Source organism: Hymenobacter taeanensis, assembly GCF_013137895.1.
In the GTDB taxonomy this organism is placed as follows: Bacteria; Bacteroidota; Bacteroidia; order Cytophagales; family Hymenobacteraceae; genus Hymenobacter; species Hymenobacter taeanensis.
The window spans coordinates 4,370,577-4,390,630 of sequence record NZ_CP053538.1 but is presented as its reverse complement, the minus strand read 5'-3'; the positions used below and the strand labels follow the sequence as shown (position 1 = coordinate 4,390,630).

Below are 20,054 nucleotides of genomic sequence, written 5' to 3'. Positions count from 1 at the left end.
TAATCTCAGTGTATTGCTATTTCTACTACTTTCATCATAGGTTGGCAGAATCAGGTAGACTGGTTTTAACAAGTGCTACCTAGCCCCTGGTCTAATTCCCAGTCGAACCGTGCCTAATGGCAACTAATGCTTAAGCCTTTTCATAGCCAAGTGTGTTGCTTGACGCGCATACTTATTGCCTCGTGCCATATTACGCACAGCTTTTGAGCTGAAATTCCCGCGTGTTGATCTCGGCGTTGCTACCGTATTATGTGAACAGTCAGCAAGCCAAAGTGAGAAGTGTTATAGTCTAAGCTTCATGCACAGTAATGTGAGCGATATGATTTAGAGAATTGAACTTATCCCTTGAAAATTCATCTGTGCTGATTACATCATCAATGGTTGCTTAAATATCTATATCTATTGCGATACGTTGATGAGTAGTTTAAACCATATGCTTGCTTAAATAAGATGCATTGCGACTCGAATTGTTTTTATACATTTGGGTATGAATGAAGCTACAACAGTTGGGCAACGCTTTCTGCAATTGATATCTTATCTGGGAATATCTAAAAATGCGTTTGCTACTTCTCTTGACAAGACGGCCACAGTAATACAGCATCTCGTTGATGAGCGTAATAAGCCCGGGTTTGACCTTTTGTGTAAAGTTTTTGAAGTGTACCCAAATGTGTCGAAAGATTGGTTGCTGCAAGGTCAAGGTCCTATGCTATATGATGATATCAAAAAAGATAGCAGTGATGTAGGCCTCACTAACAAGGACGGTGCAACTGAGCAAAAGCCTATAGCTAGTGCTTCCATCCCTGTTCCGTCCGCTATTCCTGCTTTTGCTATTTCTGATGCAATACCTAATACCAAGCCATCAATTTCTGCGCCTGTTGCCCCGGTTACTGCTCCTCCTGAAGTTCAGGCTCCTGAAACTGCATCACTTACAGTGCCTTCGTCGCCAGATACAAGTTGGCAAACTGCTCTTTACACGCAACAAATGGCTCACCAACTTGCTATGGCTGAATTGCGCAACCAACATCTGCAGGATCAACAGCGACTCATGCAACAGATGATGGACTTAATGCAACGCCAGTTGAGCCGGTGATTTGCCGTCTAATCCCAGCTCTTTTACTTGAGTTACCTCTATAGCAACAAATACTACGCCCCGTACCCTTATGATAGGATACGGGGCGTAGTATTTGTGAAGAATATGTTGGGCTTAGTGTTGAAAGACCTCAATACCTAGTTCTTCCGCCTCCATTAAGTTCTGAAAATTAACACTACTTAAGCGCAAGTGCTTTAGTTCTCCGACTAACAACGGATCATATTTAGCCGTTACGCGGATGTAGTTAGGTGTGAAGCCCTCCATCTGGCCATTAGTCACGTCATCCTCAAAAAGGACAGTAGTTTCTAGGCCTGTATGTTGCTCATAGAAATACCGCTTCTTCTTTTCTGATAGGCTGCGCAACTGAGTGGTACGCTCATGCCTATGGCGGTCCTGAACACGGCCCGGTAGAGTAGGCGCCAACGTGTTTTCGCGCTCTGAATAAGGAAAAACGTGCAAATAACTAACATCTAGTTCATTTAAGAACTGATAAGTAATCAGGAACTCCTGTTCTGTTTCTCCCGGAAAGCCTACAATTACATCTACTCCAATGCAAGCATGAGGCATAACCTCCTTAATAAGCTTCACCCGCTCCATATATAGCTCGCGGCGGTAACGGCGGCGCATAAGTCCCAGAATCTTATTGGATCCTGATTGCAGAGGGATGTGGAAGTGCGGCATAAACCGCTTAGATCGCGCCACAAACCTGATTATCTCGTCGGATAGCAGGTTAGGTTCACAGCTGCTGATGCGAAACCGCTCGATTCCTTCTACTTCATCAAGCGCCTGCACTAAGTCGAAGAAGTTTTCCCGTCGCTCACGCTCTGGCCCTTGTAAACCAAAGTCGCCCAGGTTAACGCCCGTCAGCACAATCTCCTTCACTCCAGACTCGGCCAGCTTCTGCACGCGCTCTACTACGCTCTGCACTGAGTCGGAGCGGCTATTACCACGAGCCAGCGGAATAGTGCAGAATGAGCAGGAGTAATCACAACCATCTTGCACCTTCAAGAAAGTGCGGGTACGGTCACCATAGCTGTGAGCCGCATGAAATTCCGTGGCCTCACTAATAGGAGAGGCAAATACTCTGCCCGGTTCACCGGCAGCGGGCTTTTGAAATCCAGCCAATGTTTCTACTAACTGGAATTTTTCGGCGGCACCTAACACGGCATGAACGCCCGGAATCTCAGCAATTTCTTGTGGCTTAAGCTGAGCATAGCAACCTACTATAGCTACAAACGCCTCAGGATTGTGCTTGAGTGCTTCCCTCACCACCTTGCGGCACTTGCGGTCAGCGTGGTCCGTTACAGAGCACGTGTTGATGACGTATATATCCGCAGCCTCCTCAAAGGCCGCTTTCTCGAAGCCATACTCTTCAAACTGCCGGCCTATGGCTGAAGTCTCAGAGAAATTCAGCTTGCAGCCCAACGTATAAAAGGCAACTTTCCTCTTTTCCATATTTACTACTGTCTCCTTACCCATTGCCTAGCGAAATAGGCTAAACCTCTTTAGTAAGCGACAGTTATTGATTCAGGTTCATCACTCCTATTATATAAGGAGTACTAGAGACTACACTCGCTTAGCTTTCGCCTACACAAAGTTAACACTGCAAAGCCAGTAGTACTGAATTTCTACTTTTATAAAGCGCCTGCTATTATGCTCCAAAAAGAGCCTATTAGGTACAGCCACGAGCCAGTTTACCTCAACGAGGGCTGGTATTCATTATACTTATGCCTCTACGCCACTATTCACGACCATATTATTCATGCGGTGTAATAAGTTCGGATGGGTTGCTGAGAACTAGCATCCTGCAGCCCCAAGACCTATCAACTCTAGTAATTCTTGATACCTGCATAAGGCTAGTGCCGCTAGCCTTGTCTCTAAAGTAGTGCGTATGCTCCAGCACCAGAGCATAGTTTTATAGGTTCTGACAATAAGCTGGGCACTTATCGATATTTTATATTCTTGCGTGAACTAACCAACTCACATAAGTCGTTCTGCCCCAGCCAACGGGAAGAGCCCGGGGAGGGGCCTTTCAACAAAGCTCCTGAAAGTTTCTCCGCCAGGCTTGCAAAAGCGAAGCAGAACCCGGACTTTTGCCCACCCAAATCGGACGGAGGCGGGCTACGGACAGAGCGAAAAGAAAGTTGCGGTAAGCGCTAGGAAAAGCGGAGAGACTCGGCCTACCTTTGCAGCCCGCTTCAGCTGGAAGCGCCCCAGCAGTCGAGTCGAAAAAAAAGTTTTTCTTCGCTTGCTTGCTAGTTCAGAAACTCCTGTTACCTTTGCACCCCGCTTACGACCCAAAAGGGGCTCAGGACGCGGGAAACGAAGAAAGTGAAAAGATTTTTTTTGCTTTCGGACTTGGAAAAGAGGAAAAGAGCAGCGTATCTTTGCAGCCCGCTTCAACTGGAAGCGCCTGAGTCAACCGAAAAGTGAGAAAGTTTTTTTCACTTCAGCATTTGGCCAAACAAAATAGAGTGAGTACCTTTGCCACCCGCTTCGCCTGGAAGCGCTGGCAGTGTAGCTTACCCCGACTACTAATAGGGTAGTCACGACGCTTCTTCAATAGGAAGGGGCAGACGTTCTTTGAATGATTGGAAAGACAATATGGGTGTTGACCCAGTGGAAACACGGGGTCAATAATAAGGACTCATAAGCGTAGAGAAGAAACGAATACACATACAGCTCGTCAAACAACGAGTCGGAGATGGCACTCGACATCGGCCCTGCTTCGGCAGGTGCTAAGTAATTTATACAATGGAGAGTTTGATCCTGGCTCAGGATGAACGCTAGCGGCAGGCCTAATACATGCAAGTCGAACGGGTGGTAGCAATACCACTAGTGGCGCACGGGTGCGTAACGCGTAACCAACCTGCCCTTGACTGGGGGATAGCCCGCCGAAAGGCGGATTAATACCGCATAAACTAGCAATCTGGCATCAGATAACTAGTAAAGATTTATTGGTCAAGGATGGGGTTGCGTGACATTAGCTAGTTGGCGGGGTAAGGGCCCACCAAGGCGACGATGTCTAGGGGAGCTGAGAGGCTGATCCCCCACACTGGCACTGAGATACGGGCCAGACTCCTACGGGAGGCAGCAGTAGGGAATATTGGGCAATGGGCGAGAGCCTGACCCAGCCATGCCGCGTGCCGGATGAAGGCCTTCTGGGTTGTAAACGGCTTTTCTCAGGGAAGAAAACGGTCTTGCGAGACACACTGACGGTACCTGAGGAATAAGCACCGGCTAACTCCGTGCCAGCAGCCGCGGTAATACGGAGGGTGCAAGCGTTGTCCGGATTTATTGGGTTTAAAGGGTGCGTAGGTGGCCCGTTAAGTCCGGGGTGAAAGCCCACAGCTCAACTGTGGAACTGCCCTGGATACTGACGGGCTTGAGGGTAGACGAGGTTGGCGGAATAGAAGGTGTAGCGGTGAAATGCATAGATACCTTCTAGAACCCCGATTGCGTAGGCAGCTGACTAGGCTACACCTGACACTGAGGCACGAAAGCGTGGGGAGCGAACAGGATTAGATACCCTGGTAGTCCACGCCGTAAACGATGGATACTCGCTGGTGGCGATAGACAGTCACTGGCTTAGCGAAAGCGGTAAGTATCCCACCTGGGGAGTACGCTCGCAAGAGTGAAACTCAAAGGAATTGACGGGGGCCCGCACAAGTGGTGGAGCATGTGGTTTAATTCGATGATACGCGAGGAACCTTACCTAGGCTAGAATGCGCGTGACCGGTTCAGAGATGAGCCTTTCCTTCGGGACACAAAGCAAGGTGCTGCATGGCCGTCGTCAGCTCGTGCCGTGAGGTGTTGGGTTAAGTCCCGCAACGAGCGCAACCCCTACAGTTAGTTGCCATCAGGTTAAGCTGGGGACTCTAACTGGACTGCCTGCGCAAGCAGTGAGGAAGGCGGGGACGACGTCAGGTCATCATGGCCCTTACGCCTAGGGCTACACACGTGCTACAATGGACGGTACAGAGGGTCGCTACACAGTGATGTGATGCCAATCTCACAAAGCCGTTCTCAGTTCGGATCGAAGTCTGCAACTCGACTTCGTGAAGCTGGAATCACTAGTAATCGCGTATCAGCAATGACGCGGTGAATACGTTCCCGGGCCTTGTACACACCGCCCGTCAAGCCATGGAAGTTTGGTAGACCTGAAGCTGGTGCTCGTCACAGAAGCCAGTTAGGGTAGAACAAGTAACTGGGGCTAAGTCGTAACAAGGTAGCCGTACCGGAAGGTGCGGCTGGATCACCTCCTTTCTGGAGCCCTTCGACTCGTCGACGCCGCTGAGTGGCTCGTTACTCGATACGCTTAATGAAGTACCTTCCCGTACTGTCTTTCCTTTTATTCAAGCTATACTCTTCAAACGAGAAGAGTACATGTTCTTTGACGTAGTGAAACGAGAGAGAAAAAGAAGTGTCTGCTTATTTATAGGCTGACACGGAGCGTTCAGCCCACGGGCTGAACCTAACAGAAGTAAGCAAGGGCACACGGAGGATGCCTAGGCTCGCAGAGGCGAAGAAGGACGCGATAAGCTGCGATAAGCTCTGGGGATGGGCACATACCAACTGATCCAGAGATTTCCGAATGGGGCAACCCCGCTAGTTGAAGACTAGTGATCTACCCATAAAGGGATAGAGGCAAACCCGGGGAACTGAAACATCTAAGTACCCGGAGGAAAAGAAAATAACATATGATTCCCCTAGTAGTGGCGAGCGAACGGGGAGGAGCCCAAACCGGGTTGGTTACGGCCAGTCCGGGGTTGTAGGACCTCAACAACTGATTATTCTAGCTTAGTCGAATGACGTGGGAAAGTCAACCATAGACGGTGAGAGTCCGGTAGACGAACTGCTAGAGTACGGTAGAGGATTCCTGAGTAGGGCGGGGCCGGAGAAACCCCGTCTGAATCCAGCGGCACCATCCGCTAAGGCTACATACTCCTGCGAGACCGATAGTGAACTAGTACCGTGAGGGAAAGGTGAAAAGAACCGGGAATACCGGAGTGAAAAGAACCTGAAACCGTGTGCTTACAAGCGGTCGGAGCCCTTGAGTGGGGTGACGGCGTGCCTTTTGCATAATGAGCCTACGAGTTACTCCTCTCTGGCAAGGTTAAATGTGTGAACACATGGAGCCGCAGCGAAAGCGAGTCTGAACAGGGCGCAGAGTCAGAGGGGGTAGACGCGAAACTTTGTGATCTACCCTTGAGCAGGATGAAGGTTGGGTAACACCAACTGGAGGTCCGAACCAGTTTCCGTTGAAAAGGATTTGGATGACTTGAGGGTAGGGGTGAAAGGCCAATCAAACTGAGAAATAGCTCGTACTCCCCGAAATGTATTTAGGTACAGCGTCGAGGTGGAGTCAGCGGGAGGTAGAGCTACCGATAGGACTAGGGGGTGTCACAGCCTACCGAATCCTGACGAACTCCGAATGCCCGTTGATATACTCGGCAGTGAGGCGTGGGGTGCTAAGGTCCCATGCCGAGAGGGAAAGAACCCAGACCATCCGCTAAGGTCCCTAAATTCGGACTAAGTTGAACAAAGGAGGTCCACTTGCTTTGACAGCCAGGAGGTTGGCTTGGAAGCAGCCATTCCTTTAAAGAGTGCGTAACAGCTCACTGGTCGAGCGAGAGGGCATCGATAATACGCGGGCATCAAGTCCGGTACCGAAGCGATGGATTTACGCTATGCGTAAGTGGTAGGGGAGCATTCCAGCAGCGGTGAAGGTGAGTTGTCAGACTTGCTGGAGCGGCTGGAAAAGCAAATGTAGGCATGAGTAACGATAAAGGGGGTGAGAAACCCCCTCGCCGATAGACTAAGGTTTCCTGCTCAACGCTAATCGGAGCAGGGTTAGTCGGGACCTAAGGCTAGGCCGAGAGGCTACGTCGATGGACAGCGGGTTGATATTCCCGCACTTATTCAGTGGAGTGATGCAGTGACGCAGAAGTGAAAGATGCGCGGGCGGACGGAAGTGCCCGTTGAAGCGTGTAGGTATTGACTTGGTAGGCAAATCCGCCGAGTTAGCTGAAACGTGATAGTACCTAGCGGCTTCGGCCAATGGGATAGTCATCCTAATCAGACTGCCAAGAAAACCTGCTAAGCGTTTACTGCTGAATAACCCGTACCGCAAACCGACACAGGTAGTCAAGGAGAGGATCCTGAGGCGCTCGAGTGAATCACGGCCAAGGAACTCGGCAAAATGGTCCTGTAACTTCGGGAGAAGGGACGCTTCCTTGCAGCAATGCAAGAAGCCGCAGTGAAAAGGCCCAGGCGACTGTTTAACAAAAACACATGACTTTGCGAACGCGTAAGCGGAAGTATAAGGTCTGACACCTGCCCGGTGCCGGAAGGTTAAGAGGGGAACTTAGCGCAAGCGAAGGTTTGAATCGAAGCCCCGGTAAACGGCGGCCGTAACTATAACGGTCCTAAGGTAGCGAAATTCCTTGTCGGGTAAGTTCCGACCTGCACGAATGGTGTAACGATCTGGGCGCTGTCTCAGCCGTGAGCTCGGTGAAATTGTAGTCTCGGTGAAGATGCCGAGTACCCGCCACGGGACGGAAAGACCCCGTGCACCTTTACTATAGGTTGACATTGCTGCTGGACAACACATGTGTAGGATAGGTGGGAGACTGTGAACCCGGGCCGCCAGGTCTGGGGGAGTCAACGTTGAAATACCACCCTTGTGTTGTTTGGCACCTAATCTGGCAACGGAAACAGTGTCTGCTGGGTAGTTTGACTGGGGTGGTCGCCTCCAAAAATGTATCGGAGGCTTTCAAAGGTCCACTCAGTACGCTTGGTAACCGTACGTAGAGCGCAATAGCAGAAGTGGGCTTGACTGTGAGGCTGACCAGCCGAGCAGGGTCGAAAGACGGATATAGTGATCCGGTGGTTCCGCATGGAAGGGCCATCGCTCAAAGGATAAAAGGTACGCCGGGGATAACAGGCTGATCTCCCCCAAGAGCTCATATCGACGGGGAGGTTTGGCACCTCGATGTCGGCTCGTCACGTCCTGGGGCTGGAGAAGGTCCCAAGGGTTCGGCTGTTCGCCGATTAAAGTGGCACGCGAGCTGGGTTCAGAACGTCGTGAGACAGTTCGGTCCCTATCTGTGGTGGGCGTTGGAAATTTGAGAGGACCTGACTTTAGTACGAGAGGACCGAGTTGGACTAGCCGCTCGTGCACCGGTTGTGGCGCCAGCTGCAGCGCCGGGTAGCGACGCTGGGATGAGATAAGCGCTGAAAGCATCTAAGTGCGAAACTCACCTCAAGATGAGATTTCCGATATACGAAGAGTCGTGGGAGACCACCACGTAGATAGGCGGTAGGTGTAGAGCCCGAAATGGCACAGCCGAGCCGTACTAATGACTCGAACACTTCTGTGGAAACAAGCTCCCTAGCTTCTTTTTCTTTCTCGCTCACTGCGTCGAGTTATTGCAGTAGATCCCGAACACGATCTGCTGACACCAGTAATGGTGGCTTTAGCCCGGGTGTTCACCTCTTCCCATTCCGAACAGAGTCGTTAAGCCCCGGAGCGCCCATGGTACTGCCTTCACCGGCGGGAGAGTAGGTCGCCGCCAACCTTACTGAACTGCTGAGCCGCTTTGGCCCCCGCTTACGCGTGCGCCGCGTCCGGACCCACGGGTCCAGGATGCGCCCCGCGAGCGAACAGGGGGAGAAAGCGGCTCAGCGGCGTTTACTGCCGGTCGGCAGTTCCTTGCGAGCGGACCAGCAGGCCGGTCACCCCCAGAGGCCTAGCGCGTCATGCGCTAGGCCTCTTTTTTTTTATGCAAGCAGTTATACTTATTCCCTGATGCTTTTACATAAGAACCAGTTATAGTATCTAACGAGGCAGAACTTTGCGTTATAACAAATTCGGATGTAGTGGAGGTGCTTACCTGTTCTTATACACTATACCAAGAGCAGTATTCATATATGTATGCTCGTTGTTTTCTCAATGAAAGTAACCTTACGACAGATGTGTAGTTTAACTTCCTTATGGATGCTGAACTATTGTCTGCTGAGTTCCATCGCCGATTTGGGCATGCTCCGCTGTTAGTGCGTGCACCTGGGCGGATTAACCTAATTGGTGAGCATACGGATTACAACCTCGGTTTTGTGTTGCCTGGTGCTATAGATAGGGCAATATATTTCGCTATTGCATGCAATCATCAGCAAGAGGCTCGGTTGATAGCCTATGATGACCAGCAGGATACCCTGATAATACCGGTGTCGTCTGTTACCGCAGGCGAGAAGCAATGGGCGAACTATCTGCTGGGAGTGATAGCGCAGTTCCAGCAAAGGGGTATTTTAGTTCCGGGCTTTGACTGCATTTTTGGCGGTGATATACCCTTAGGTGCTGGACTATCTTCTTCTGCCGCACTTTGTTGTGGGTTTGCCTTTGCGCTTAATCACTTACTGGATAGTGGCTTAGATGAACTCACTCTAGCGAAAATGGCCCAGAGTGCAGAGCATACTTACGCAGGAGTACGTACTGGCCTTATGGATCAGTTTGCCAGTTTGTTTGGTAAAGCTGGTCATGTTGTTCGACTTGACTGTCGCTCCTTAGATTACGACTATTACCCTTTTGATACGGCTGCCTGTAATATTGTGCTGTGTAATTCGGGCGTAAAGCATTCTTTAGCCAGTACTGAATACAATACCCGTCGTCGTGAGTGTGAACAGGGCGTAGATGTTCTCAAACGCCATTACACAGAAGTTTCAAGTTTGCGCGATGTAACATTGGCGCAGTTGGATGCCCAACTCGAGCACCTTGGACCTGTTATATACAAGCGTTGTAAGTACGTGGTAGAGGAGAACCACCGTGTTGAGGCTGCAAGTCAAGCGTTGAATGAAAGTGATTTGACTACAGTAGGCCAGTTGATGTTCGCCTCTCATGCCGGTTTGCGTGATGAATATGAGGTAAGCTGCTGTGAATTAGATGTATTAGTTGAGGCTGCTCGCCATCTTCCTGGTGTATTTGGCGCCCGAATGATGGGCGGCGGCTTTGGCGGGTGTACTATCAACTTGGTCACTCCTGAACACGTGCCGGCTTTTGAAAGAGGCATGAAAGAGGCTTATCAACGGGAACTAGGCCTATCACTGGAAACATATCACACGGTTCTGGTAGATGGCGTTTCACGTGTCGATCAAGATTTAATTGCCTAGATATCGAGCAATGTCAAACACCTCCGGCCTCTTTGCCCCTACCGAACAATCGCACCGTCGCTACAATCCGTTGCTAGGCCAGTGGCTGCTGGTATCCCCGCACCGCTCAAAGCGCCCCTGGCAAGGTCAGCAGGAAAAACCGGCAATGGAGAAACGGCTGGCGTATGATCCTACTTGTTATCTCTGCCCCGGAAATAGCCGCGCGGGTGGTATGCAGAATCCGGAGTATACCAGCACATTCGTGTTTGATAACGATTTTGCAGCGCTGCAGACTACTGTGCCAATTGGTGGTGTGAATGTGCGCGGATTACTTCGGGCCGAAGCTGAGTCGGGTGTTGCTCGGGTAATCTGCTTTTCACCACGCCATGATCTTACACTGCCCGAAATGGAAGTAACAGCCATTAGAGAAGTAGTGGATGTGTGGGTGAAGCAATATCAGGAGCTTGGGGCACGGCCTGATATAAATTATGTGCAGATCTTCGAGAATAAGGGTGCTATGATGGGGGCTAGTAACCCGCACCCACACGGACAGATATGGGCGCAACGTACCGTCCCTGACGATCCAGCGCGAGAAACGGCTCAACAACTGGCCTACTGGACAGAGCATGGCCGTAGCTTGCTGACTGACTATCTGGACATTGAGTTGGAAGAACGGACACGCATAGTGTTCCAGAATGAACACTTTGTAGTGCTGGTACCTTATTGGGCTGTTTGGCCTTTCGAGACGTTAGTTATACCGCGCCGTCACGTGCAAGATCTTGCTCAGCTCACGAATGAAGAGAAGAACGCCTTGGCTGAGGCACTACAACAGTTAACCATTCGCTACGACAACCTGTTTCAAATATCGTTTCCTTACTCGGCAGGCCTACACCAGCGCCCTACTGATGGGGAGGCTCACGAAAGCTGGCACTGGCATATGCATTTCTACCCGCCACTGCTGCGGTCAGCAACGGTTCGCAAGTTTATGGTAGGGTACGAGCTACTCGCAAACCCTCAGCGGGATATTACAGCAGAAGTAGCAGCTCAGCGCCTGCGGGAGCTACCTAGCACACACTACAAGCACACGCAGCCGCAGTAATGCCGCCGCTATATTCACGTTTTTTATAGTAAGATGCCGGGCTAAAGCCTGGTCTTGAAACCTCCAACTAATGAAAGCAACTCCCGAAACCTTTTCGTTTGGAATGATTGGCCTAGGCACCATGGGCCGTAACCTGTTGCTAAACCTAGCTGACCATGATGTGGCAGTGGCTGGCTACGACAAAGATGCTGGTAAGCTGACCCTGCTAAGTGAAGAGGGAGCCGGTAAGCCCGTCAAGGGCTTTGCTGAGTTGTCGCAGTTTGTGCAAAGCTTAAGCACGCCACGTGCTATTATGATGCTGGTGCCTGCCGGGCCCATTGTGGACAGCGTGATTGAGGAGTTAAAACCCTTGTTGGCTGCCGGCGATATTATTATTGATGGTGGTAACTCGCATTTTACTGATACGAACCGCCGCGCCGACACACTTGCAACAGCGGGCTTCCACTTCTTCGGTATGGGCATATCGGGTGGGGAGGAAGGCGCGCGATTTGGTCCGAGTATGATGCCAGGCGGTGATAAACACGCTTACCAGACCCTACAGCCTCTGTTTGAAGCTATTGCGGCTCAAGTAGACGGCCAGCCGTGTGTAGCTTATATGGGCCCCGGGGCGGCGGGGCACTTCGTGAAAATGGTGCACAACGGTATTGAATATGGCCTCATGCAGCTGATTGCAGAGACCTATGATGTGATGAAGCGTGGTCTGGGCCTGAGCAATGAGGTTATAGGCCAGGTGTTTGAACGCTGGAATAACGGTCGTCTGCAGTCTTTCCTGCTCGACATTACCAAGGACATTTTCCGGTTTCAGGCTCCGAACACCGACCACCTATTGCTGGATGATATTAAAGACGAGGCTCGCTCTAAGGGAACCGGGAAGTGGACTTCGCAGGTAGCAATGGAGTTGGAGATGCCCATTCCCACCATTGATACTGCAGTTTCAATGCGCGACCTGTCTAAGTATAAGGCTCTTCGTCAGCAGCTCGCAGAACTGTACAGCCCTTCTCCTGAACCGTTGCCAGTAGATACTGACTCCTTTCTCCAAAGCCTGGAAGAGGCCTTTTACTTCAGTATGGCCATTACCTATGCGCAGGGAATGCACCTGCTCACGAAGGCTTCGCGGGATTATAGCTACGAGTTACATTTAGCTGATATTGCCCGCATCTGGCGCGGTGGCTGTATCATCCGTTCAGAGTTTCTGAACCACATTTATTCCGCCTTTCAGCAGGCCCCGGATCTTGAGCACTTGCTGCTCGACGGGCAAGTGCAGCAGGTAGTAAATCAAGCGGCGCCGGGTGCCCGCACAGTAGTTGCCGCGGCCGTAACTGCCGGACTAGGCATGCCTGGCTACGCATCAGCCCTGGGCTACTTTGATTCTCTGCGCACTAGTCGTTTGCCCTCCAACCTGATTCAGGCGCAACGCGATTATTTTGGAGCTCACACATATGAGCTGGTTGGCAAAGAGGGAGTCTTCCACACCCAGTGGACTCCGGAGCATGAGGATGCCGCCAACAAACAAGACACGCAGGTAGGAGAAGAAAATAAAGGAGAACAGCCAGTTATCCCGAATAAGTAGACTGCGACTTTTTCCTTTTATCCGTAAAGCAACCTTTAGGCATGACTAGCCATAAAAATATTCAACCTACCGTCTTCGTAATATTTGGCGGAACGGGGGACTTAAATGCCCGCAAACTAGCGCCGGCCCTCTATCATTTGTTTATGGATGGATGGCTGCCGGAGCAGTTCGCTATTATCGGGACGGGGCGTACAGTGCTGACGGATGAAGCTTTTCGCGACCGGTTGCTGGAAGGCATCAACCAGTTTTCACGCAGTGGAAAGGCCAATGCCGATACCTGGAAGGCGTTTTCTGGTCACGTGGTGTACCAGGCGGCAGATGTGCAGGATGCAGCCGCTTATGAACCATTCGCTCGTCGGATTCAGGCCTACGCAAAAGAGTGGGGTACTCAACCTAACGTGATATACTACTTGGCAGTGTCGCCGGACTTCTTTCCGGTTATTGCTCAGAATATCTCGAAGAGCAAGCTCTCCGCTGACCCGGAGCGCACCCGAATTGTGATTGAAAAGCCCTTTGGGCATGACTTAGAGTCGGCGAAGGAGCTTAACCAGTTGCTAGGCCATATTTTCACGGAGCAGCAGATTTACCGCATCGACCACTACTTGGGAAAGGAGACGGTTCAGAACATCATGGCTTTTCGATTTGCTAATGCGTTGTTTGAGCCCCTCTGGAATCGTAACTACATCGACCATGTGCAGATTTCTGTAACGGAGCAGCTTGGGGTAGGAGACCGGGGTGGGTACTACAACGGGGCCGGTGCCCTGCGCGATATGATTCAGAACCATCTGTTGCAGTTACTCTGCTTGGTGGCCATGGAGCCGCCCGTCAATTTCAACGCCGATGAGATCCGCAACCGCAAGGTGGATGTACTGCGGGCCATGCGCCGGTTTACACCCGAAACCGTGCGCGAATCGGCAGTACGCGGCCAGTACGGAGCCGGGTGGATGGAAGGCAAGAAGGTGCCCGGCTACCGTGAGGAAGTGGAGTCGAAGCCACCCTCCAACACTGAGACGTTTGCTGCCGTGAAGTTCTTTGTGGACAACTGGCGTTGGCAAAATGTGCCTTTTTACCTGCGCACGGGCAAGCGTATGCACCGGTCGGCCTCTAGCATTACGGTACAGTTTAAGGACGTGCCGCACTGCGTATTCCCGACGGAAACCGCGGAAAGCTGGCAGCAAAACCGGCTGATCATCAGTATTCAGCCTGAAATGAGCATTCGGCTGCAGGTACAAGCCAAGCGACCTGGCCTAGACATGATGCTCAACACCGTGGACATGGTTTTTGACTACAAAGGAACGTATTCCAACGAAGCCCCTGAGGCCTACGAAACGCTGCTCCTGGATACCATGCTCGGCGACCAAACCCTGTTTATGCGCGGCGACCAGGTAGAAGCTGCCTGGGACCTGATTATGCCTATCCTCAACTCCTGGGAAGGGCGGGCCAGCCAAAGCTTTCCTAATTACTCCGCCGATTCCTGGGGGCCGGAAGTAGCCGAAGCTCTTATTGCCCGCGACGGATATCACTGGTTTACTCTCCCGCTCAATGGAAAAAAATAACATTCCCGAGCTTCACATTGCTCTGGTTAGCGAGGAAGTGCTGCGCCAAATGGCTGACTTCTTCCGGGATGCGGCCCTGCGTGCAGTGGCCGCACAAGGCCGCTTCAGCGTAGCCCTATCTGGGGGGAACTCACCGAAGAAGTTGTTTGAGCTACTGGCCTCACCTGCGTATCGGGGGCAAATACCTTGGGAGAAAGGCGCTTTCTTTTTCGGGGATGAGCGTTACGTGCCCCACACTGACCCAGATAGCAATTACGGGATGGCTAAGGCAGCTCTGCTAGACCCGCTTGGCATTAAAGCGGAGCAGGTGTTTGCGGTAGATACGGCGTTGACGCCAGAGCAGGCAGCTGAACGCTATACCCAGAGCATAGAGCAGTTTTTTGCTCCTGACACGGCCCGGTTTGATTTAGTGCTACTAGGCCTGGGGGATAATTCGCACACGGCTTCGTTGTTTCCGCACACGCCCGTGCTACACGTTACGGAGGCAAACGTACAAGCGGTGTTTGTGGAGGAAAAACAGGCCTACCGGATCACCTTTACCGCTCCCCTAATTAACCAGGCGCGTGCAGTGGCTTTTTTAGTGTATGGTGCCGACAAAGCACTGGCAGTAAAGCGGGTGCTAACAGAAGATCGGCAGATTGAAGAGTACCCAGCCCAGCTTATTGCTCCCACCAGCGGCAACGTTCATTGGTTTATGGACCAAGCTGCCGCCTCAGAGCTAGGTCACTTAGGCACCGTAACCAACGCTACATAAGGCTTACGGAAGCTGAGTAAAACTTGTAGCAGGAACAGGCCCAATGCCGGGCCGCACCGCCATTACCTGCTCGCTCTGCACTACCAAGGCCGCCCGCGCTAAACCCAGAAACAAACCGTGCTCTACTAGGCCCGGAATGGTCTTAAGCTGCGCAGCTACCTGGGCTGGGTCGGGAATTTGGTTGAAATGACAATCAACTAATAGGTTGCCTTGGTCAGAGCGAGCGGGCTCTTGCGGGTTGCGCCGATCGGGGCGCAAGACGGGGGCACCGCCTAACTCAGCTACGGCGTCCAATACCCAGGGCAGCGCGAACGGCACTACCTCCAGGGGCAACGGAAACTGGCCTAGCTGGGGTACCAGCTTGGTAGAGTCTGCAATAATGAGCAGATAATCAGAAGCGTTAGCCAGAACTTTCTCTCGTAGGAGCGCGCCGCCCCCGCCTTTAATTAGCCGGAGCTGCGGGTCCAACTCATCAGCTCCGTCTATGGTCAGGTCGAACCGCAAGCCGCGCCGTGGCTGCAACAAGGGAATACCAAGCTCACGTGCCTGAGCTTCGCTAGCCTGGGAGGTAGCGGTAGCTTGCACCCGCAGTTGCCCATTACGGACAGCCTCACCCAGCAGCGAGATGAAGTGGGCGGCTGTGCTGCCGGTGCCTAGGCCTAGTACCATGCCGTCTTGCACCCAGCGCAAGGCAGCAGCGGCAGCCAGTTTTTTTTCTTGATCGAGCTGATTGGGGTGAGGAGCAGAAGGAAGCATTAGGTTCAGATAAAAGAAAAGAGAGAGGCCTACCAACACAGCCCCATACTGTTTACTTACAAGGCGGGGGGTGTGTTTGGTAGGCCTCTCTCTTTTAGGGAAAAGCTAATTTGGCTTTACCGGATTAGAGGTGCCACACGAGTACCAAGCAACTCAATAGCCTCCATTAGTTTTTGGTGGGGCAGCGTGGCCACATCCATCTGGAAAGTAACCCGGGAAATACCACCCAGCGCCTCGCTGTGCCGCATAATCTTGGCCGCTACTTCTTCGGGGTTGCCAACCAACAGAGCGCCCAATGGGCCCGTTTGAGCCATAAACTGACCTTGCGTAACCGGGGCGCCACCCCGTTCGCGGGCGCGGCTGCTGAAGGTTTGGGCGTAGCCTGGGTAAAACTCCTCAAGAGCCTGCTCTGTGGTTTCAGCCACGTAACCTAATGAATGGAGGCCTACCGGCAATTGCTCCGGCGAGTAACCGGCCTGCTTGCCAGCATTCCGGTATAAATCAATTAAGGGGCGAAACCGATGGGTATCGCCGCCGATAATAGCCACCATGAGGGGCAAGCCTAGCATACCCGCCCGCACAAAAGACTGGGGAGTGCCACCAACGCCTAACCACACCGGCAACTGCGGTTGCAGAGGTCGGGGATAAATCCCCTGACCAGTAAGGGCCGGCCGAAATTTGCCACTCCAGTGCACCCTCTCCTTGTCGCGGATAGCTAGCAGGAGCTCTAATTTCTCTGCAAACAGCGCGTCGTAGTCATCTAGGTCGAACCCGAAGAGGGGGAAGGCTTCAATGGAAGAGCCTCGGCCCACCACCATTTCAGCACGGCCCTGGGAGACTAGGTCAAGGGTAGCAAACTCCTGGAACACTCGCACCGGGTCGGCGGCGCTCAGGACGGTTACGGCACTGGTCAGGCGGATTTGCTTGGTGCGTGCGGCAGCAGCAGCCAGAATAACGGCCGTAGCAGAGTCGAGGTACTCTACGCGGTGATGCTCACCAATGCCGAATACGTCAAGCCCCACCTGATCGGCGTGTTCAATGCGGGCAAGCAACTGGCCTATAGCATCTGCACCATTGAGGGCCGTACCATTGGTTTGGCGAGCAGCCGCGAAGCTATCTATTCCAATTTCCATATAGTTTTACTATAAGAGTATAAAAGGTTTTGTCCCCAGCTGGTTGCCATCAGGGCCGCTAAGCAGGCACCTGTTTAAGGGGATAAGCAAAGATACGCATAATTGATGTATGTACATATATTCAACTGCTCGTTCCAGTCACTTACAGCGGAACGGAGATGCTGAACCCACAGAAGAGGTATAATCTTATCTACTTCAGCAGTCATAAAAGGCTCAACTGCTCAGGAGATAAATAATGTGTTGGCTGGTTCGCGGCAAAAAGCATTAGGTAAACACTCAACTTTATTCGCTGCTATGGGTCAGCGGAACCCGCACAAGTAAGCTTAAGCAAATGAAGACTAGCCCAAAGGGTAGAACACTAACCTTTACTCTGATTGGTGATAACCGTCTAGCTTTATACTGAAATAGCCAGCACAGTTAAATTAAAGGCGTAAGGAGGAGATATGAAGCTGTAAGTAGGCTCCCCGCACAGGCCGCATAGAGGGCCATGATAAGCCGGGAAGTGACCTATAGCCGGCTTTGAATTAGTTGAATCAGCTGTTGAAGCTCACTCGCTGAAGCCAGTTCGGTGGCTGTCAGGAAAGGTTGCCAAGCCAGGCCACCTTGCCGGCGCATAACAACGGGCAGCGGCTGAGCAGCTAACTCGGGGTGTTGGCGACGTAGCTCATCGCGGTGCAGGAAGGTAGCGCGGGCGGGCAACTGCTTCAGAAATGCCCGCCACTCTGGGCGCATCGTGGCCGCTCCGTAAGTAAGGGCGCACAGGGAGCAGGAATAGGTAGCTGGTGAAATCAGTTTGTGCACCATATCAAGCAAGCCATTTACAACGCCGGCATCAGCGTTATACACAAAGAGCAGCTCTGGAAGCTTGGGGGCAGCCATATACCTTACTTTTTCAAAAAGTCCTGGAAGGAAGTTTGCTCGTAGGCCTGCCCCAGCAGCAGCTGGGTTTTAGGCACGGTACGGCTGCTGTGTAGCACGCGGTGGGCCACGTTATCATACGTTACACTGCCGCTGGGTGTCATTATCCCAAAGCCATCGGTAAAGCAGTAGAAGGCAAACCCACCCGGCCATGCTGCCGGCGCTGGAGCCAGCAGGTCGCGGCTCCAGGCAAACTGAGTGCTGGTAAGCCCGAGCTGGTGGAGTAAGGTAGCGGCCACATCCGTCTGGCTGCCATAAGTTTCAACTGCTAAGCCACGTGCGGCGGGCTGCAGGGCACCACCAGTCAGGAGGAGCGGAATCCGAAATTTAGCGGGTGCTTCATTGGGTGTGTCGCCGGGCTGGGGGTGACCATGATCGGCAACTAATACTACCAGTGTATTCTGCCACCACGGTTGTTGGCGCGCCTGTGCCAGAAACTGGCCTAGCACATGATCTGTGTAAAACACTGAGTTCCGGAATTGAGCAGCTTCACTGCTGCCACGGAAGCGAGGGGCCATTGGCACATCAAACGGTTCGTGGCTGCTGAGAGTAAAGGCCGTTGCGAAAAAGGGCTGCCGCTGTTGGGGCAATTCGTGCAGCATCCGGGTCAGGAGCACATGATCGTGAGCCCCCCATTTAGAGTTCTGGTCCTGGGGCGCAAAGTCGGCTCGCTCAGTGAAACGCTCGTAGCCTGCCGTGATGAGGTAGCTTTTCATGTTAGCGAAGGCTAGTTCTCCGCCGTGGTAATATGCCGTGCTATAACCTTGGCTTTTGAGGGTTTGCGCGAGGTGAGGCAGGCGCTCGGTTTTGCGCGGGTACTTAATAATGCTGGTTGTCGGCTGGTTAGGATAACCGGAAAGCAGTGCCACCAACCCCTTTTGGCTTCGGTCGCCGGCGGCATATACGTGCCGAAAGCTTACATCGGTACGCGCCAGACTATCAAGGGTAGGCGTGACACCCCGCTCACCGCCCAGGTGGCCTACGAGCTTGCCCGTAAAGCTTTCCAATATGATGAATAGTACGTTGGGCTTAGCGGTGCGTAGCAGGAGCCTGGTACCAGAAGTGGGCCGGTACAGCGCAGTGACCAGCCGCCGGGCGGTAGAATCGGGCAGGAACTGATAAGGATTGGGGCCGCTATTCTGCAGCAGCAATGAGTTAGCTACATTCCAGGGCACGTTTACCGCCGCGTGGTTGGCAAACGGCTGCGAGGAGAAATACACGTCACTCTGGTTAACCGGAATCTGCTGAACGCCACCGCGCATGGGTACTACCAGCAGCAGAACATACAGAAAGCTCGCAACCCCTGCCCGAAACCGGCTGAAGCTAGCAGGCAACTCCGGCAAGCGCCCAACCAGCAGCTTGTACAAAGCCCAGCCGAGGGCTAGCAAACCAACAAACAGCCCCGTTAGCAGCAGAACGGGGGCGCTGCCGGCTGAGGCAGCCATTTCCCCAGGGGTGGCCACGTATTGCAGGGGGGTAGCATCTAGCCGGAAACCCCAGGCCCGGTACAACTCCAGGTCAGCTACGGTAAAAAAGGCTACTACAATGCCTGTCACGGCCGTGAAAAACCGGAGCAGGCGTTCCAGCGGAAACCGGGGGCCGGCTAGGCTGCCCACCAAAAACAGTGAGAAGGGCAGCAGGCACAGATACGCCGTAGCGGAAGCATCCAGGCGCAGGCCATAGCTGAAAATGCGCAGCCCTGTGCCAGCCGGAAGCAGGCGGAGCTTGGCGTAATGATAAAGCAGGAATACGGCCTTCGAGGCCACGAAATACGCCAGCCAAAACAGAAAATAGCGGGGCTGAAACGCGAAACGGGTTCTCACAAGGGCAAAGGTAACGGAACCAGCGCCAGGGTTGCGTATAAAGGCTCATGATCTGGTAACAGGCCCAGCGCCCCATGCGCCGGTTGTGCCGCGTTTATCTAGGCTGCTTCCGCAAACCACGCGAAAAGCAGCAGGTTGAATTGCTTAAATGCTGTTATAGTACCTGTTATCGTTTTGAGACAATACTATCTAACAAGACAGCCTTATAAAT

Annotated in this window: 11 protein-coding genes and 3 rRNA genes; 9 read left to right on the top strand and 5 right to left on the bottom strand. The window is 52.5% G+C overall.

What is annotated here, in order from left to right:
- Positions 1–487: 487 nt before the first annotated feature.
- On the top strand, positions 488–1,090 hold the full coding sequence (locus HMJ29_RS18420) for a hypothetical protein (RefSeq protein WP_171592867.1): 603 nt from the start codon (positions 488–490) through the stop codon (positions 1,088–1,090).
- Positions 1,091–1,204: 114 nt separating this feature from the next.
- Here the strand turns inward: HMJ29_RS18420 and mtaB are convergent, their stop codons facing one another.
- Complete coding sequence (mtaB, locus tag HMJ29_RS18415; RefSeq protein WP_244679054.1) at positions 1,205–2,545, bottom strand: tRNA (N(6)-L-threonylcarbamoyladenosine(37)-C(2))-methylthiotransferase MtaB; 1,341 nt, start codon at positions 2,543–2,545, stop codon at positions 1,205–1,207.
- A 1,296-nt stretch (positions 2,546–3,841) separates the two neighbouring features.
- Here mtaB and HMJ29_RS18410 point away from each other — a divergent pair.
- The 8 genes from HMJ29_RS18410 (at position 3,842) to pgl (ending at position 15,213) form a co-directional block, all read left to right on the top strand.
- Positions 3,842–5,356: ribosomal RNA gene (locus HMJ29_RS18410) — 16S ribosomal RNA — on the top strand.
- 211 nt (positions 5,357–5,567) lie between these two features.
- Positions 5,568–8,472 (top strand): 23S ribosomal RNA (locus tag HMJ29_RS18405).
- A gap of 86 nt (positions 8,473–8,558) precedes the next feature.
- Positions 8,559–8,670 (top strand): 5S ribosomal RNA (gene rrf / locus HMJ29_RS18400).
- The 16S, 23S and 5S rRNA genes sit together here, the layout of an rRNA operon.
- Before the next feature lie 415 nt (positions 8,671–9,085).
- Positions 9,086–10,255: a galactokinase gene (gene galK / locus HMJ29_RS18395; RefSeq protein ID WP_171592865.1), complete on the top strand. Its 1,170-nt coding sequence runs from the start codon at positions 9,086–9,088 to the stop codon at positions 10,253–10,255.
- A 10-nt stretch (positions 10,256–10,265) separates the two neighbouring features.
- A complete protein-coding gene (locus HMJ29_RS18390; protein ID WP_171592864.1) occupies positions 10,266–11,333 on the top strand; it encodes a UDP-glucose--hexose-1-phosphate uridylyltransferase in 1,068 nt (355 codons plus the stop codon).
- Positions 11,334–11,403: 70 nt separating this feature from the next.
- Complete coding sequence (gnd, locus tag HMJ29_RS18385; RefSeq protein WP_171592863.1) at positions 11,404–12,903, top strand: NADP-dependent phosphogluconate dehydrogenase; 1,500 nt, start codon at positions 11,404–11,406, stop codon at positions 12,901–12,903.
- A gap of 41 nt (positions 12,904–12,944) precedes the next feature.
- On the top strand, positions 12,945–14,459 hold the full coding sequence (zwf, locus tag HMJ29_RS18380; protein ID WP_171592862.1) for a glucose-6-phosphate dehydrogenase: 1,515 nt from the start codon (positions 12,945–12,947) through the stop codon (positions 14,457–14,459).
- A complete protein-coding gene (gene pgl, locus HMJ29_RS18375) occupies positions 14,446–15,213 on the top strand; it encodes a 6-phosphogluconolactonase (RefSeq protein ID WP_171592861.1) in 768 nt (255 codons plus the stop codon). The genes zwf and pgl overlap by 14 nt, the downstream gene beginning before the upstream one ends.
- A gap of 3 nt (positions 15,214–15,216) precedes the next feature.
- Here the strand turns inward: pgl and rpiA are convergent, their stop codons facing one another.
- From rpiA to HMJ29_RS18355, 4 genes are all read right to left on the bottom strand, one after another.
- Positions 15,217–15,969 carry a ribose-5-phosphate isomerase RpiA gene (gene rpiA, locus HMJ29_RS18370; protein WP_171592860.1) on the bottom strand — a complete coding sequence of 251 codons (753 nt, stop codon included), beginning with the start codon at positions 15,967–15,969 and terminating at the stop codon, positions 15,217–15,219.
- Between the two features lie 116 nt (positions 15,970–16,085).
- On the bottom strand, positions 16,086–17,102 hold the full coding sequence (locus HMJ29_RS18365; protein WP_171592859.1) for an LLM class flavin-dependent oxidoreductase: 1,017 nt from the start codon (positions 17,100–17,102) through the stop codon (positions 16,086–16,088).
- Positions 17,103–17,609: 507 nt separating this feature from the next.
- Complete coding sequence (locus tag HMJ29_RS18360) at positions 17,610–17,981, bottom strand: hypothetical protein (protein ID WP_171592858.1); 372 nt, start codon at positions 17,979–17,981, stop codon at positions 17,610–17,612.
- Between the two features lie 5 nt (positions 17,982–17,986).
- Positions 17,987–19,843, bottom strand: coding sequence for an LTA synthase family protein (locus HMJ29_RS18355; RefSeq protein ID WP_171592857.1), 1,857 nt, complete (start codon positions 19,841–19,843; stop codon positions 17,987–17,989).
- Positions 19,844–20,054: the final 211 nt, after the last annotated feature.

Bases quoted from the DNA above. Each gene is read 5' to 3' on its own strand.
- HMJ29_RS18365 (WP_171592859.1), bottom strand. From the start codon at position 17,102: ATGGAAATTGGAATAGATAGCTTCGCGGCTGCTCGCCAAACCAATGGT.
- mtaB (WP_244679054.1), bottom strand. From the start codon at position 2,545: ATGGAAAAGAGGAAAGTTGCCTTTTATACGTTGGGCTGCAAGCTGAAT.
- zwf (WP_171592862.1), top strand. From the start codon at position 12,945: ATGACTAGCCATAAAAATATTCAACCTACCGTCTTCGTAATATTTGGC.
- rpiA (WP_171592860.1), bottom strand. From the start codon at position 15,969: ATGCTTCCTTCTGCTCCTCACCCCAATCAGCTCGATCAAGAAAAAAAA.
- HMJ29_RS18390 (WP_171592864.1), top strand. From the start codon at position 10,266: ATGTCAAACACCTCCGGCCTCTTTGCCCCTACCGAACAATCGCACCGT.
- pgl (WP_171592861.1), top strand. From the start codon at position 14,446: ATGGAAAAAAATAACATTCCCGAGCTTCACATTGCTCTGGTTAGCGAG.
- HMJ29_RS18360 (WP_171592858.1), bottom strand. From the start codon at position 17,981: ATGGCTGCCCCCAAGCTTCCAGAGCTGCTCTTTGTGTATAACGCTGAT.
- HMJ29_RS18420 (WP_171592867.1), top strand. From the start codon at position 488: ATGAATGAAGCTACAACAGTTGGGCAACGCTTTCTGCAATTGATATCT.
- galK (WP_171592865.1), top strand. From the start codon at position 9,086: ATGGATGCTGAACTATTGTCTGCTGAGTTCCATCGCCGATTTGGGCAT.
- gnd (WP_171592863.1), top strand. From the start codon at position 11,404: ATGAAAGCAACTCCCGAAACCTTTTCGTTTGGAATGATTGGCCTAGGC.